We start from the raw sequence: 13,213 nt of genomic DNA on the forward strand, positions 1-13,213 counted from the left end.
CGGCGGTGATGCCGGAGCATTTGCCGGCGGCGCCACCGGCGCGATTGCGGGTGCCATCATTGGTGGCCCGGTTGGTGCCGCAGTCGGCGGAGTGGCGGGCACCATCGCAGGTGGTGCGACCGGCACGGCCATTGATCCGCCCGAAAATGTGCGTGCTTATGTGGCCGCGCATCAGGAAGCACCGGTCTATCTTGATGGAGAGGTTGTGACGGGAGCGACCTTGCCTGACACAGTCGTTTTGGGAGATATTCCCGACTACGAGTACCGCTATGTGAATGTGAATGGTCAGCCAGTCTTGGTCGAACCGCAATCGCGTAGGATCGTTTATGTGATGCGCTAGCAGGGCCAACGACCAAAAAAGCCCACCGCTCCGGGGTACAGAGCGGTGGGCTTTACTTGGGGCGGGAATCAATACGAGGCCGCAGTCGCAATGTGGCTGGGGATGGTGAAAACTGCGTTAACGCAACTGATCTCAGCGATTTGTATCAAATACGGCTGTGGATATTTACCAACGCTTTGGGTGCCACTGCCATCCCACCAAAGGGCGCGGTGTGGCGCGGTCGGGAGGTGGGGCATCACTCGACTGAGCCGGTCTCTAGCAACCATCGCGCCCACCCCTCGAAATGAAAACGCCACCTGTCGGAATTTAATAAAAAGCTGCTGTGGATATTTGCACCCCGGTCACCGGCTGCTGCCACAACAGTAGGCGGGCACGACGGAGAGCGGATTTGACCAGCGACTTTTCAGCCGCCCGGCTGCACCTTGAGCGCGCCTATGACTATCTTCGTGGAAACGACGAAACAAGCCGAAAGGTTTGCGTCGCTCTGGACCTGTTGATCGAGGCAGTTGCCACGTCAGAGCATGCCCGCCCAAGCGGCCAGGTCGTGCAGTTCCGTAAGCACCCAAAGAAGCGCTCAGACGGCCGTTAGGATCAAAGCCCGCGCATCCATCAGGACACGCGGGCGATCAATATTGCTGGCGTCGGGAAGATGGTCAGGCGTCCGGTTGCGAATTGTGGAGGATGGGCGTTAGATCGGGGATGGTGAGCAACCCCCAAGATCCACGAGAACTGGCCGCCAGCGCTTTGTGCCGACGCCATGGCCGTCATCCGCCTCTACATCCGTCGCCGGGCCAGGTACGTGTGTGCGGCCAATGAATTTTACGTCGCGGCTAACCGGTTAATCGACACTCCAGAAACCCCGGACGATGTGCTGGATTTCATAGAGAAGTTGAATTATTCGATCAACCCATACACCGCGCTGGTGTTTGTCAGGGTTCTTCAGTCGAAGGAAAAGAGCAGCACACCAAGGCGTCCGCCGCTCAATCTGCGTACGATGCCCCCCCGAGTGTCATCGCAGATTTTGTGATTGCTGCTGACAAGTGGGTTGATGCGGTGGTCGCGCGATCACCCATGTTTAGCTGGATATTGAAGGTTTATCTAAACAGCAAGACCATCGAGCCGACCGCCACGACGCTGGCTAACAAAATACACCACAAGGCGCTACCGGCTGCAGCCTAACCGCCCCCCAACCCCGGCTCACCACCGGGGCTTTTTGTTTCAAAAATTCTCGAAGTCTGGCCGCCCGCATTCGCTGCTCTATGTCTCCACATATCCTGACGATCAAAGGATATGGAGGTTTCTATGGATCGGCGATCATTTTTAACCGGAATGCTCGGTATTGCAGGTGTCACGGCCCTTGTTGGCATAGCTCCGCCTGGTAGCGCGATGGCTGGCGTCATGCCCGGCGATGGTATTCGCGACGAACTGGACGAGCCCGCAACCGATTTATTCGATGGCGAAGGAAATCAGCCGGAGTTGGAGCCGGTCCAGTATCGGAGGGAGCGGGAGCGCCACTGGCGTCGTAATCATCGGCGTCATCACCGCCCACATAGACGGCGTGTTTGGAGAAGGGTCTGCCGAAGCTATTGGCGTCACGGCCGCCGCCGCGTTCGCTGCTTCCGCAAGCGTGTTTGGGTTTGGGGTTGAGCACGATCAAATATCGAGAGCCCTGCTTCGGCGGGGCTTTTTCTTGCACTACAGCCAGTAGACCGTAGAGACTACGCCTAGAAAGACAGCGACTGCGCACCAGGGCAGATGGCGCTTGATGAAACGAGCGCGGCGCTTTCGCCTTGTCTCGTCATCGAACTGGTATTTTCGCGCGCCCCGCCAATTCGCTGCATATTTGTCTTCGGCCATACCTGCCCATAGCAGTCGGGCGTTTCCAGCCCGTTTCCCCGTTCTGTAAATTGCCAGCGATCCTCGCTTCGTCGGGGCTTTTTGTTACGCGCGATAACGAATGGCTACACGCGGATAGTTCTCAATAATGAAACTATTACCTAGATGTCGTTCACTAATCGTTGACAGTCTGTGCCAATCCCCGGTCTGGCGATCAGCACTCCAGCCTACCATCTTCGTATTGTCCAAGCGACATCAACCGCCCTTCGCCAGTGAGGCTTGAAGGGCATGACAACGAAGATTTAGGAGTGTTTGACATGAACAAGATCATTTTTACCGCAGCCACTGCCCTTCTGGTTTCTGCTGGTGCCGCGTTCGCCGGTGGCAGCGGTCAGTTCCCCGCCTACGAGCCTGTCGCGACGGCGTCTATCGATTATGGCACGACGGCTTCGATCTCGGACGGTCAGAACAGCACTGTGAAGGTTCAAGATTCGGACCGGGGCGTTTTTGGGCGCTAAGCGCTTCTCTAAAATTATGAATAATTGAGACAAAAACGGCGGGGCATCGAGTGGCCCGCCGTTTTACTGTTTGTAGCGCCGCGTCGGCCCTAGACCGCTTCCTCACGTTGGACGAGGCCCCAGGCTCCGCCTACATCAAACCCACCCACCAAAAACAGCCGGCCGCAATCGCAAATCCGCAAACGGACAAAATGAGATCCCTACTGCTCGCCCGATTGTGCCGCTCCATCCCCGGCATTATGTCCGGGATGAATTTCGCGTAATCCCCTGGCTGCCAATCCGATGGTCCAATGTCCGGGCCAGGATCGCTGCCACGGGCGACTTTCTGCCGGCGGATGAATCGATAGGCGGCGGCAGTATCGTCGAAGAATGCGTGCCCGTTGCCCCGCGCGACGAACGCCGGCTTCACGCTGCATCTCCGTTAAGGAAGCCGATTACCTCGGCGATCCGCCCTGCATCGTCCAGTCGCACGACATCGGTGCCGCCCGCCACCACCGGGCCGTCGGATGGCGCCAGCGTCCAAGAAAAGCGCGCGAACCGGCCATGGCCGTCCGGGGTGCCGCGCAGGCTGAAGGCGTGGTCGGGGAATTGCGCACGCGCGCCTGCGATCATTTCGGCGATCCCATCGCGACCGTCACCCGCCATCATCGGGTCGGCATAGCGTGCATCGACGGCCCAGCCATCGGTCAGGCGTGTGCGGCGGGAGGCGTCGTCGGAGTCATTCCACAATTCAAGATAGGTCGTGGCAATGCTGGTGGGATCAATCATCATCTTATCTCCTTTGTTGATGCAAGAAGGATGACGCAAGTCGAAGAGCGATGCGATTACCTTGCAGGTAATGGCGTCGACGCGCCGTCCGGTTAGGATGCGCGATGGCTACCGAGGCTGAGCTGCTTGCATTGCCCCCCGCGAGCGCGCAATCGGCTGCTCCTCGCGGGTGGCTAAGTGGCCCCGTGCGCACGACGCACGGGCCGTTGCACCTACTTCAAGTATTCGTCAGCTTTGACGATCTTGCCGTAGGCGAAGCCCAGGGCAGACATGAACGCGGCGTGCACATGATCTGCCGGAACGGTCATGCCGTTAAACTCGGCGTCACGGGTTGCGGCAGCATCTTCGACGACGGTAACATTGTAGCCTTGGTCAGCAGCCGCACGCGCAGTAGCGTCGATGCACATGTGGCTCATTGCGCCGATGATAACGATATCCTTGACGCCCTCAGCGTCCAGCTTGGCCTTGAGGTCGGTGCCACGGAACGCGTTCGGGAAGTTTTTCACCACCACCTGTTCGCTGTCCCTGGGTGCCACAGCCTGGATGATCTCGGCGCCGTGCGAACCCACGACGAAGAACGGTGCGCCCGCGGGGTTCTCATGCCGGACATGGATGACAAGGAGGCCTTTAGATCGAGCATCCTCGATCACCTTGGCGGCATTCTGGACGGCGGCATCAACGCCGACAAGCGGCCAGGATCCGGAAGTGAGATAGTCGTTCTGGAAATCGACGACGACAACAGCTTGCTTGCTCATGGTTTTATCCTTTCGATAATCCTCTTATGGACGGCGAGCGGCGAACGTACCATTGGCGCAATCGACAAAAAGCGGGTTGGAAACGACACATGCCTGAATCTATCGACATCGGCCTGCTGGAATATCCTGGCGCTCAGGAGGCCGCTCTCTTCGGTCTGACGGACCTCTTCGAGATCGCTAATCGCCCTGATCGACCACGCCTATCGCCATCGCCCCGGTATTGGTAATGCGCCACCGCACGTCGCTGTCAGCCGGCACCATCTGGAACTTGTTGATACGGACGTCGAACCAGAGACCGCCGCGCGGGGGCAATGCCTCGCCTGAACTGATCCGATGTCCCCTGCCTGAATACTGGGACGCGCGATATTCGGCGAAGACCTGGACATTACGGGAAACGTATTCGGCGGGCTGCCAACGCAGGGCCTGAAACCGGACCCTTGCACATAGCCGTCGGCGCTGGCTGCGCCGACGCCCAACTTGTTGTCGTTAGCCATTGGCCCATTGGGCGGCAGCGTCCCTGGCGAAATCGCGATAGGAGCGCGGCGCATGGCCGAGCAAGGCGGTGAAGCGTCCGAGTTCGTCCGCTGTAGCGACCGCGCCGTCCGTCTGATAGCGGCCGACCATCAGGCGCAGGTCCAGAGCGTGCCAGGCTGGCATCGTCGACTTGAGGCGCTGCTCCATCGTTACGAGATCATCGCTGCCGTAGCGGATGGCGCGGCCGAGCGCCTCGCTCCAGATAGCCGCGATACTCTCACCCGTCAGGGCATCCGGCCCGGCCAGGGTATATATCTCGCGGGGCAGTGGCGTCGCGCTCCGTTCGCGGCGCATCAACTCGTTCGCCGCCGCCTCTCCTATGTCGCGGATGTCGACCATCGAAACACCCTTCGCGCCGATCGGCATACCGTAGACCCCGAACTTCAATAGCGGGTCCTTCAGCCGAATGTCGTTCTGGATGAAATAGGCTGGACGTAAGATCGTGGCGGGAAGGTCGAACGCCTCGATCATCCGCTCGACCGTGTACTTGCCGGCGAAGTGCGGCACGTCGGCATAGGCTTCGCCCTTGAAAACAGACAGATAGACGATGCCCTTGACGCCGGCTTCGCGGGCGGCGGTCAGCGCCAGCATGGCCTGGGTCAGTTCGTCGGCGACGGCGGGGACCAGCAAGAACAGCGTGCTCACGCCGTCCAGCGCCGCGCGCACGGTGTCCACGTCGGCCAGGTCGCCGCGAACCGGCACCACGCCCGAGGGCAGTTTGGCCGCATCGGGCGAGCGTGTGAGCGCGCGGACTTCCACCCCGCGCCCCTGCAGGCAACTGAGAACCTGGGTGCCGATGGTACCCGTGCTGCCGGTAACGAGAATGCTCATGTCGGCTACTCCTTTTGTGAGTTGCGGAGTTCCATCCGCCATGACGAGAAAGATAGATGTTCCATTATCGTAAAAAAGGTATCATGATTGGAACGCCTCGTCCCGAATTCGGAACAATCCTATGGATCTGCAAGCCTTGTCTGACTTCAATCTGGTCGCCGCCAATGGCGGCTTTGGCCGGGCCAGTCGCGTTTCAGACCGACCCAAGTCCACGCTGTCGCGCCGGGTCGCGGAGCTTGAGCAAAGCCTTGGTGTCCGGCTGATTGAGCGCGGGTCCCATAATTTGCGGCTGACAGAGGAGGGCCGTGCGCTGCACGAGCGCACTGCCGGGCCGCTTTCTGAAATCTCGGAAGCGGGTGAGGAGGTGGTGCTCGGCGCCTCGATCCCGCGGGGTCGGCTACGGGTCAGCGCCCCGGTCGTGATCGCGCATGTCGCGTTCGGCCGAATCGGCGCTCGTTTTGCGCTCGCCTATCCCGAAGTTCAGCTCGAGATCGTAGCAGAGGACCGTCAGGTCGATCCCGTGGAGGATGGCTACGATCTGGTCATCCGGGTCGATCCGTCGCCGGACGATCGTCTATTCGGCCGCCGCTTCCTGAACGACGAGCGCCTGGTCGTGGCGCATCCTGACCTGCCTCGGCCCAGGAACTGCCCGGACGATCGAGGCGATTCCTCGGTGAGGGCCGTCCTGCTGAGCAACACGCCGGCGGACGCTACCTGGCGCCTTCGAAGCGGCCAAGCAACTGACATCGTTCTCAAACCCGAGTCGGTGCTCCGTCTGTCATCGTTGTTGATGGTACGTGATGCCGTGCTCGCCGGCGCTGGGGCCGCGATGCTGCCCAGGCTGCTCGTTGCCGATGATGTCGCGGCGGGCCGGCTCATCCTTTGGGGCATTCAGGCCGGTCCTCCGGTTGAGCTTTGGGCGCTGCAAAGCTCCCGACGGCTCGTCGGGGCGAAAGTCCGCGCTTTCTTGAACGTGGTCGAAAAAGCCTTTCCCGAAAGGGCCTTCGTGCCACCGATTTGAAACGGCACCGAGAGTGACTCAATTCGGGAACCGAGACATGTACTGTCTAAGACCGGGGCGCGAAGCTGTCGGTCACGCGTCGGCTGACCCAACTTTCGCTACTCGGCCACCGAAAGCCGACAGGCAGGAAGCCACCCATTTGCGGAAATTCATTCGCCTGGGCCGAACTCACGCCCAGCGCCCAAGGCGGACTACCTCTACGTCGCGACGATTGTGACGACGGCGAGATAATTCTTGGCTGTTTTCTCGAAGCGCGTTGCAACGCGGCGGAACTGTTTGAGCTTTGAGAAGCAACATTCGATCAGATGGCGCTGAGTGTAGGCGCTGTCGGCGAAGAGGTGCTTGAGCCACGGCCAGCGCTTGCGCACGGTGTCGAGGGTCATCTGCGCGCCTGCACTGTCGGAGATGTCGGCGGCCGTGAGGTTGACCATCAAGAGACGGCCATCGGTGTAGACTGCAATGTGCCGCTTGCGTCCGGCAATCTTCTTGCCCGCATCGTAACCTCTTGTTTTCGCTTCCGGAGCTTTGACCGACTGGCTATCGATGGCGCCGCCTGTCGGGCTCGCCTCGCGTCCGACCCGTTCGCGATCCAGCATCAGCGCCACGTCGTGGATCGTCTGGAACATGAAACGCCGCACGAAGCATCGGAACCACCAGTAGACGGTTTGCCATGGCGGAAAATCCTTCGGCAGCATGCGCCAGCCGCCGCCCGAGCGGGCCAGGTACCGGATCGCGTTCAACACTTCGCGCAAATCCGACTCGACATGCCGACCGCTCTTCGATCCGACAGGCAGAAACGGACATATCCGTGCCCATTCGTCATCCGTCAGATCCGTCGGGTAGCGCTTCATCTTCTTCTCAATTTCGGCCATCCGGCCACGCGTCGCTGGGGTCCACATCCCAAGCTTGAATCACGTCCAGCCGACCCTTCAAGGCATTCTCAAACGGTCTCTAAGCTGTGCTTCGTATGGTTGGTGGAGACGTAACTTCATTCGGGGCTGGCGAGCCTGTAATCGCTTTTGGGCACGGCACGACACATGCGTTGAGCGATTCTATGCATCCATCTCAGCGAGCAGTGCTTCCACTGTAATATAGACGTCAAACAGTAGGCTTACTCCTGACCCCAGACACCAATGCGAATCAAGGCTGAAGCCGTCGGCGTCGGCCTCCTGATCGCGAGAGGGTTGGCTTGTGAAGATTACGATCATCGGCACCGGATATGTTGGATTGGTTTCAGCCGCCTGCCTTGCAAGCTGGGGACATGAGGTTGTCAGCGCCGACAAGGATGCAGGCAAGATTGCGGCGTTGCGGCAAGGTGTAATGCCGATCTACGAGCCGGGGCTGGACGCCTTGGTAGCTCAGGCAGTCGGGCGAGGGCGGCTTTCCTTTACGACCGACGCCGCACCCGCAATCGCGGCAGCTGATGTGGTGATGATTGCGGTGGGAACGCCGCCAAGGTTGCGGGACGGCGAAGCCGATCTTGCCTTTGTCTACGCCGCCGCAAAGGAGATTGCGGCTTCGCTCGATGGTTTCACCGTGGTGGTGACCAAATCCACAGTCCCGATCGGGACCGGCGATGACATCGAGCGGATCATTGCCAGGGCGCGTCCCGATGCTAGCTTTGCGGTCGCCTCAAATCCGGAATTCCTGCGCCAGGGCAGCGCCGTTGCCGACTTCCAAAAACCCGATCGCGTGGTGATCGGCGTCGACGACGATCGGGCGGCCACGGTGTTGCAGGAACTATACGAGCCGCTGCGGCTTCACGGCATCCCGGTGATGACGACGCGGCGGCGTACCGCCGAACTCATCAAATATGCCGCCAATGCCTTCCTGGCGGTGAAGATTGCCTACATCAACGAAATGGCCGATCTGTGCGAAAGCGTCGGCGCGGATGTGCGCGAGGTGGCGCTCGGCATGGGCCTCGACCGGCGGATCGGTACGGCATGCCTCAATGCCGGTCCGGGATATGGCGGCTCCTGCTTTCCCAAGGACACGCTTGCCCTGCTCCGCACCTCGCAGGACCATGGGGTGGCGCTGCGCATCATCCAGGAATCGATCGTCGCCAACGACGCGCGCAAGCGGCGCATGGCGCTGAAGGTGATCGATGCGCTCGGCGGGGATGCCGAAGGCCGCAGCGTTGCCATTCTCGGCCTGACCTTCAAGCCTGAAACCGACGACATGCGCGAGGCGGCCTCGATCCCGCTGATCGAGGCCCTGCAGCGGGTAGGCGCGCGGATACGCGCCCACGATCCGCAGGGCACGGCCAATGCGCGCGCGCTGCTGGACGATGTCGACTTCTTCGACGACCCCTATGAATGCGCCGCCGGCGCTGACGTCGTCGTGTTGATGACCGATTGGAAGGCGTTGAAGTCACTCGATCTTGGCCGGCTTTCATGCGTCGTGAGCAGCCGGGCCTTGGTCGATTTCCGTCATGCCTTCGATCCTGCCGAGGCGCGCACGCACGGCTTTTCGTTGAGCGCGATCGGCGTGCCGCCGGAAGCAGCCACCGACATGGCGAAGCAGGCCCCGCCCGTCAGCCGCGCCCGCTATCACACGCCTGTCATGGAGAGCAGGTGATATGTCGCCCATGGAAACTTCCGCAAACGACGATTCGACATTCAACCAGGAAGGCCGGAAATACCGGGCCTTGTTCATTTCGGACATCCATCTGGGCATGCGCGGTAATCAGGCCGAGGCGTTGCTGGAATTCTTGAGGCATCACGACGCCGAGACCATTTATCTGGTCGGCGATATCGTCGATGGCTGGCGGTTGCGGTCGGGCTGGCACTGGCCGCAAAGCCACAATGACGTCGTGCAGAAATTGCTGCGCAAGGTGCGCAAGGGCACGAAGATCATCTACATTCCCGGCAATCACGACGAATTCCTGCGGGAATTCTATGGCCTGCATTTTGGCGGCATCGAGGTGCAGGAGACGGCGGTGCACGAAGCAGCCGATGGCAAGCGCTACCTCGTCATCCATGGCGACATATTCGACGTGGTCGTACGGCATGCGCGGTGGTTGGCGTATTTCGGCGACTGGGCCTACGAGACCGCCCTTCGGCTCAGTACCTATATCAATTTCATCCGGCGCAAGCTGGGCTTCACCTATTGGTCGCTGTCTGCCTGGGCCAAGCAGAAGGTCAAGAACGCCGTCAACTTCATCGGCGATTTTGAAGAGACCTTGACTGCGGAAGCGCGGCGTCACGATGTTGACGGTGTGATCTGCGGCCACATCCACAGCGCCGCAATGCGCGATTTCGACGGCTTCACCTACATCAATACAGGCGACTGGGTCGAAAGCTGCACGGCGGTTGTCGAGCATGAGGACGGCCGGATGGAGGTCATCCGATGGGCCGCAATGAGCCGGCTGCTTAACGAGCAGAGATCGCTCGCAGTCGTGCCCTGGCGTCGCCGCGCGGCGTAAGCGGCCATGCGCATTCTTATCGTTACCGATGCCTGGCGTCCGCAAGTCAACGGTGTGGTGCGCACGCTTGAAAAGTTGGGCGAGGCGCTGGAGCAGCGCGGCATCGAGGTGGAGTTCCTGACGCCCGAAGGCTACCTAACCCTGCCGCTACCGTCCTATCGGGAGATCAGGCTTGCACTCGTCTCGGCGCGGCAGATCGCGCAGCGCATCGAGGCCGTGGCACCCGACAGCATCCATATCGCCACGGAAGGCCCGCTGGGATTTTTGGCGCGGCGCGCCTGCCTCGCCAGCGGAAGGACATTCACCACCAGCTATCACACAAGGTTTCCCGAGTTTCTTCGCGCTCGAACGCCGATACCGGAAAGCTGGAGCTACGCCTGCATGCGCCGCTTCCACAATGCCGGTCAAGGGACGTTGGTGGCGACGCCCTCGTTGGCAGCGGAACTGGCCGCAAAGGGCTTCACCAATCTCAGGCCATGGACGCGCGGGGTGGACACGGAATTGTTCAATCCGCGGAAAAAGGTCGGGCCGCAGAATAAACCCGAACTTGATCTGCCGCGCCCGATCTTCCTGTGTGTCGGCCGGGTAGCGGTGGAAAAGAACCTGCCGGCTTTTCTCGATCTCGACCTGCCGGGCAGCAAGGTGGTGGTGGGCGACGGACCGGACATTGCCCGGCTGAAGGCGCGCTACCCGGACGCGCATTTCCTCGGCACGCGCCTCGGCGAGGAACTGGCCGGTATCTATGCGGCCAGCGACGTCTTCGTCTTTCCCAGCCGCACCGACACGTTCGGCAACGTGCTGCTCGAAGCGCTGGCCAGTGGCTGCCCGATCGCGGCCTTTCCGGTGACCGGGCCAATCGACATCGTCGGCGAGACTCGATGCGGCATGCTGTCGGAGGATTTGCGCGCGGCCGCACTCGCAGCCCTTGATGTATCGCGAGAGAGCGCCCGCAATCGGGCCCTTGCCTATAGCTGGGCCGAATGTGCCTCGCAGTTTCTGTCTCATCTTCGGCCGATCACAGATCAGGCGGCAGCCTGAATTCCCCGAATTCAAAGAGAGGACACCCCCGATGTCAGGCGCTGTCACGCTTAACAAGGTCGCCATGGACCCGAGCGGACCTACAAGGCTCGACCACGCCGTGCGGCAGAACCCGCTATTTTCCAGGGCCGGTCTGTCCGAACGCCTTTTTGCCCATGTCTTCAAAGGGCTGGTCTATCCGCAGATATGGGAAGACCCCGATGTGGACATGCAAGCCCTGAAGATCAGACCCGGCGACCGCATCGTCACCATTGCTTCCGGCGGGTGCAACGCACTGTCCTATCTGATTGCCGATCCGGCGAGCGTCGAGGCGGTCGATCTCAACACCGCGCATGTGGCCTTCAATCGGCTGAAGCTTGCGGCGGTCGCCAATTTCCATGACTACGAGACCTTCTACCGCTTCTACGGCAGGGCCGACGATAGAGAGAATATCGCGGCCTACCAGCGCTTCATCCGACCGCATCTGGATGCGACAAGCCGCTCCTATTGGGAAAAGCGGAGCTTGTCCGGCCGACGCCGCATTTCGATCTTTTCGCGGGATCTGTACAGGCACGGACTGCTTGGCTTCTTCATCGGCTGCGGGCACCGCGTGGCGCGTTTTTATGGCACCGATCCCCGCGATATGCTCAAGGCCGGGACCATCGAGGAGCAGCGCCGCTTCTTCGACGCCGCAATCGCGCCCCTGTTCGAAAAGCGGCTGGTACGCTGGGCGACCTCGCGAAAATCCTCGCTGTTCGGCCTCGGTATCCCGCCTCAGCAATATGATGCGCTGGCGACCGCAGGTGGCGCAGGAATGGCTTCCATCCTGCGCGGGCGCCTTGAGCGGCTTGCGTGCGACTTTCCGCTTTCGGAGAACTATTTCGCCTGGCAAGCTTTTGGCCGGAGCTACAGCCATGCCGAGAAGGGGCCGCTGCCGCCCTATCTGTCGCGTGCAAATTTCCCGGCCATCCGCGCGCGCATCGGCCGGGCGAGCGTCGTCAATGCCTCCTATGCCGAATTCCTCGCCGCCAAGCCGGACGGCTCGGTCGATTGTTTCGTGCTGCTCGACGCGCAGGACTGGATGTCGGACGGGCAGTTGAACGAACTCTGGCGCGAAATCACGCGAACGGCGGCACCGGACGCGCGCGTGATCTTCCGCACCGCCGCCTCCGAAAACCTGCTGCGCGGCTGTGTCGAGCCGGCGATCCTGCAGCGCTGGGATTATCGCGAGGCCGAATCTCTGGCACTGCACGCACGCGACAGGTCGTCGATCTATGGCGGCTTTCACCTGCATGTGCTGAAGGCGAATTAGACATGGCGATGCAACTCGACCATGGCGGCCTGATGGACCGCGTCTATCGGCATCAGCGCCATGTATATGACGCGACGCGGCGCTATTATCTGCTCGGCCGCGACACGATGATTGCCGGCCTCAAGCCGCCCAGCGACGGCTGTGTGCTGGAGATCGGCTGCGGAACCGGCCGCAACCTGGTCAAGGCGGCGCAGCTTTATCCGCAGGCGAAATTCCATGGCATCGACATCTCGCAGGAAATGCTGGTAACGGCGGGGAAATCAGTCGCGCAGGCGCAACTGCAAGGGCGGATACGTTTGGCGTGCGCGGATGCGTCCCGCTTCGATCCGGTCAAGGTATTCGGTCGCGAAAAGTTCGACCGGATTTTCATTTCCTATGCGGTGTCGATGATCCCCGACTGGCAGGCGGTCCTGCGCGATGCGGTTGCACATTTGGCACCGGGCGGCGAACTTCACATCGTCGATTTCGGCGACCAGCGCGATCTCCCGAACTGGTTCCGGGCAGCGCTTTATACGTGGCTCGGCTGGTATCATGTCACGCCGCGCAACGAATTGTTCGAAGTCAGCACGAACATCGCCGTTAGCCTTGGCGCGACAACGGAGACGAGGCGTCTCTATCGCGGCTTCGCCTGGATTTCGATCATTCGTCGGTTATAGCCGGAAGTGTCCAGATGCGCGCCACGCCAGGGGTGCGTTCAAGTCCATGTGGTTTTTGCATGACAGCCATCGGCCACACGTTCGCCTTCCGTCAGGGCGAGCGGCTCGACTTCGAACTTCAGCCCGGTGTCAACGAGGTTTTTGCTTGCGCTTGTCGGGGACGCTTGGTCGTGAACGTATCGCGAGCAGCAGTGACGTTCG

Annotated in this window: 14 protein-coding genes and 1 pseudogene; 9 read left to right on the forward strand and 6 right to left on the reverse strand. The window is 61.0% G+C overall.

From position 1 onward, the window contains the following. The first annotated feature begins 205 nt into the window (after positions 1-205). From ACX3P0_RS16150 to ACX3P0_RS16160, 3 genes are all read left to right on the forward strand, one after another. Complete coding sequence (locus tag ACX3P0_RS16150) at positions 206-340, forward strand: DUF1236 domain-containing protein (RefSeq protein WP_459090318.1); 135 nt, start codon at positions 206-208, stop codon at positions 338-340. A gap of 757 nt (positions 341-1,097) precedes the next feature. Next, a complete protein-coding gene (locus ACX3P0_RS16155; protein ID WP_459090003.1) occupies positions 1,098-1,367 on the forward strand; it encodes a hypothetical protein in 270 nt (89 codons plus the stop codon). A gap of 1,126 nt (positions 1,368-2,493) precedes the next feature. Continuing rightward, on the forward strand, positions 2,494-2,694 hold the full coding sequence (locus ACX3P0_RS16160) for a DUF680 domain-containing protein (RefSeq protein ID WP_459090004.1): 201 nt from the start codon (positions 2,494-2,496) through the stop codon (positions 2,692-2,694). A 130-nt stretch (positions 2,695-2,824) separates the two neighbouring features. Here ACX3P0_RS16160 and ACX3P0_RS16165 read toward each other — a convergent pair whose 3' ends face one another. From ACX3P0_RS16165 to ACX3P0_RS16185, 5 genes are all read right to left on the reverse strand, one after another. After that, positions 2,825-3,103 (reverse strand): hypothetical protein, encoded by a 279-nt coding sequence (locus ACX3P0_RS16165; protein WP_459090006.1) that lies wholly within the window; start codon positions 3,101-3,103, stop codon positions 2,825-2,827. Next, a complete protein-coding gene (locus ACX3P0_RS16170) occupies positions 3,100-3,465 on the reverse strand; it encodes a nuclear transport factor 2 family protein (protein WP_459090008.1) in 366 nt (121 codons plus the stop codon). The genes ACX3P0_RS16165 and ACX3P0_RS16170 overlap by 4 nt, the downstream gene beginning before the upstream one ends. Positions 3,466-3,674: 209 nt before the next feature. Beyond that, positions 3,675-4,217: a cysteine hydrolase family protein gene (locus tag ACX3P0_RS16175; RefSeq protein WP_459090010.1), complete on the reverse strand. Its 543-nt coding sequence runs from the start codon at positions 4,215-4,217 to the stop codon at positions 3,675-3,677. A 177-nt stretch (positions 4,218-4,394) separates the two neighbouring features. Further along, on the reverse strand, positions 4,395-4,529 hold the full coding sequence (locus tag ACX3P0_RS16180; protein ID WP_459090012.1) for a hypothetical protein: 135 nt from the start codon (positions 4,527-4,529) through the stop codon (positions 4,395-4,397). 174 nt (positions 4,530-4,703) lie between these two features. Then, a complete protein-coding gene (locus tag ACX3P0_RS16185) occupies positions 4,704-5,582 on the reverse strand; it encodes an NmrA/HSCARG family protein (protein ID WP_459090014.1) in 879 nt (292 codons plus the stop codon). A 121-nt stretch (positions 5,583-5,703) separates the two neighbouring features. Between ACX3P0_RS16185 and ACX3P0_RS16190 the strand changes: the two genes are divergently transcribed. Then, positions 5,704-6,603, forward strand: coding sequence for a LysR family transcriptional regulator (locus tag ACX3P0_RS16190; RefSeq protein ID WP_459090016.1), 900 nt, complete (start codon positions 5,704-5,706; stop codon positions 6,601-6,603). A gap of 296 nt (positions 6,604-6,899) precedes the next feature. On the opposite strand, the pseudogene ACX3P0_RS16195 reads toward ACX3P0_RS16190, so the two are convergent. Next, positions 6,900-7,502, reverse strand: a pseudogene (locus ACX3P0_RS16195) (IS5 family transposase); the annotation flags it as partial. A gap of 292 nt (positions 7,503-7,794) precedes the next feature. On the opposite strand from ACX3P0_RS16195, the gene ACX3P0_RS16200 reads away from it, so the two are divergent. From ACX3P0_RS16200 to ACX3P0_RS16220, 5 genes are read left to right on the forward strand one after another with little or no spacing between them, the layout of a single operon-like run. Beyond that, entirely contained in the window at positions 7,795-9,180 is a 1,386-nt protein-coding gene (locus ACX3P0_RS16200) for a UDP-glucose dehydrogenase family protein (RefSeq protein WP_459090018.1), read from the forward strand. Between the two features lie 10 nt (positions 9,181-9,190). Continuing rightward, entirely contained in the window at positions 9,191-10,027 is an 837-nt protein-coding gene (locus tag ACX3P0_RS16205; RefSeq protein WP_459082702.1) for a UDP-2,3-diacylglucosamine diphosphatase, read from the forward strand. Between the two features lie 6 nt (positions 10,028-10,033). Then, positions 10,034-11,065 (forward strand): glycosyltransferase family 4 protein, encoded by a 1,032-nt coding sequence (locus ACX3P0_RS16210; RefSeq protein ID WP_459090020.1) that lies wholly within the window; start codon positions 10,034-10,036, stop codon positions 11,063-11,065. A gap of 31 nt (positions 11,066-11,096) precedes the next feature. Further along, entirely contained in the window at positions 11,097-12,356 is a 1,260-nt protein-coding gene (locus ACX3P0_RS16215) for a BtaA family protein (RefSeq protein ID WP_459090022.1), read from the forward strand. Positions 12,357-12,358: 2 nt separating this feature from the next. Continuing rightward, entirely contained in the window at positions 12,359-13,012 is a 654-nt protein-coding gene (locus ACX3P0_RS16220) for a class I SAM-dependent methyltransferase (protein ID WP_459090024.1), read from the forward strand. The last annotated feature ends 201 nt before the right edge of the window (positions 13,013-13,213 follow it).

The sequence above is a fragment of the Mesorhizobium sp. A556 genome (assembly GCF_054489545.1).

What these genes read in the sequence shown, in the direction of transcription:
- ACX3P0_RS16190 (WP_459090016.1), top strand. Translation starts at nt 5,704, where the DNA reads ATGGATCTGCAAGCCTTGTCTGACTTCAATCTGGTCGCCGCCAATGGC.
- ACX3P0_RS16175 (WP_459090010.1), bottom strand. Translation starts at nt 4,217, where the DNA reads ATGAGCAAGCAAGCTGTTGTCGTCGTCGATTTCCAGAACGACTATCTC.
- ACX3P0_RS16185 (WP_459090014.1), bottom strand. Translation starts at nt 5,582, where the DNA reads ATGAGCATTCTCGTTACCGGCAGCACGGGTACCATCGGCACCCAGGTT.
- ACX3P0_RS16215 (WP_459090022.1), top strand. Translation starts at nt 11,097, where the DNA reads ATGTCAGGCGCTGTCACGCTTAACAAGGTCGCCATGGACCCGAGCGGA.
- ACX3P0_RS16160 (WP_459090004.1), top strand. Translation starts at nt 2,494, where the DNA reads ATGAACAAGATCATTTTTACCGCAGCCACTGCCCTTCTGGTTTCTGCT.
- ACX3P0_RS16170 (WP_459090008.1), bottom strand. Translation starts at nt 3,465, where the DNA reads ATGATGATTGATCCCACCAGCATTGCCACGACCTATCTTGAATTGTGG.
- ACX3P0_RS16210 (WP_459090020.1), top strand. Translation starts at nt 10,034, where the DNA reads ATGCGCATTCTTATCGTTACCGATGCCTGGCGTCCGCAAGTCAACGGT.
- ACX3P0_RS16220 (WP_459090024.1), top strand. Translation starts at nt 12,359, where the DNA reads ATGGCGATGCAACTCGACCATGGCGGCCTGATGGACCGCGTCTATCGG.
- ACX3P0_RS16155 (WP_459090003.1), top strand. Translation starts at nt 1,098, where the DNA reads ATGGCCGTCATCCGCCTCTACATCCGTCGCCGGGCCAGGTACGTGTGT.
- ACX3P0_RS16205 (WP_459082702.1), top strand. Translation starts at nt 9,191, where the DNA reads ATGGAAACTTCCGCAAACGACGATTCGACATTCAACCAGGAAGGCCGG.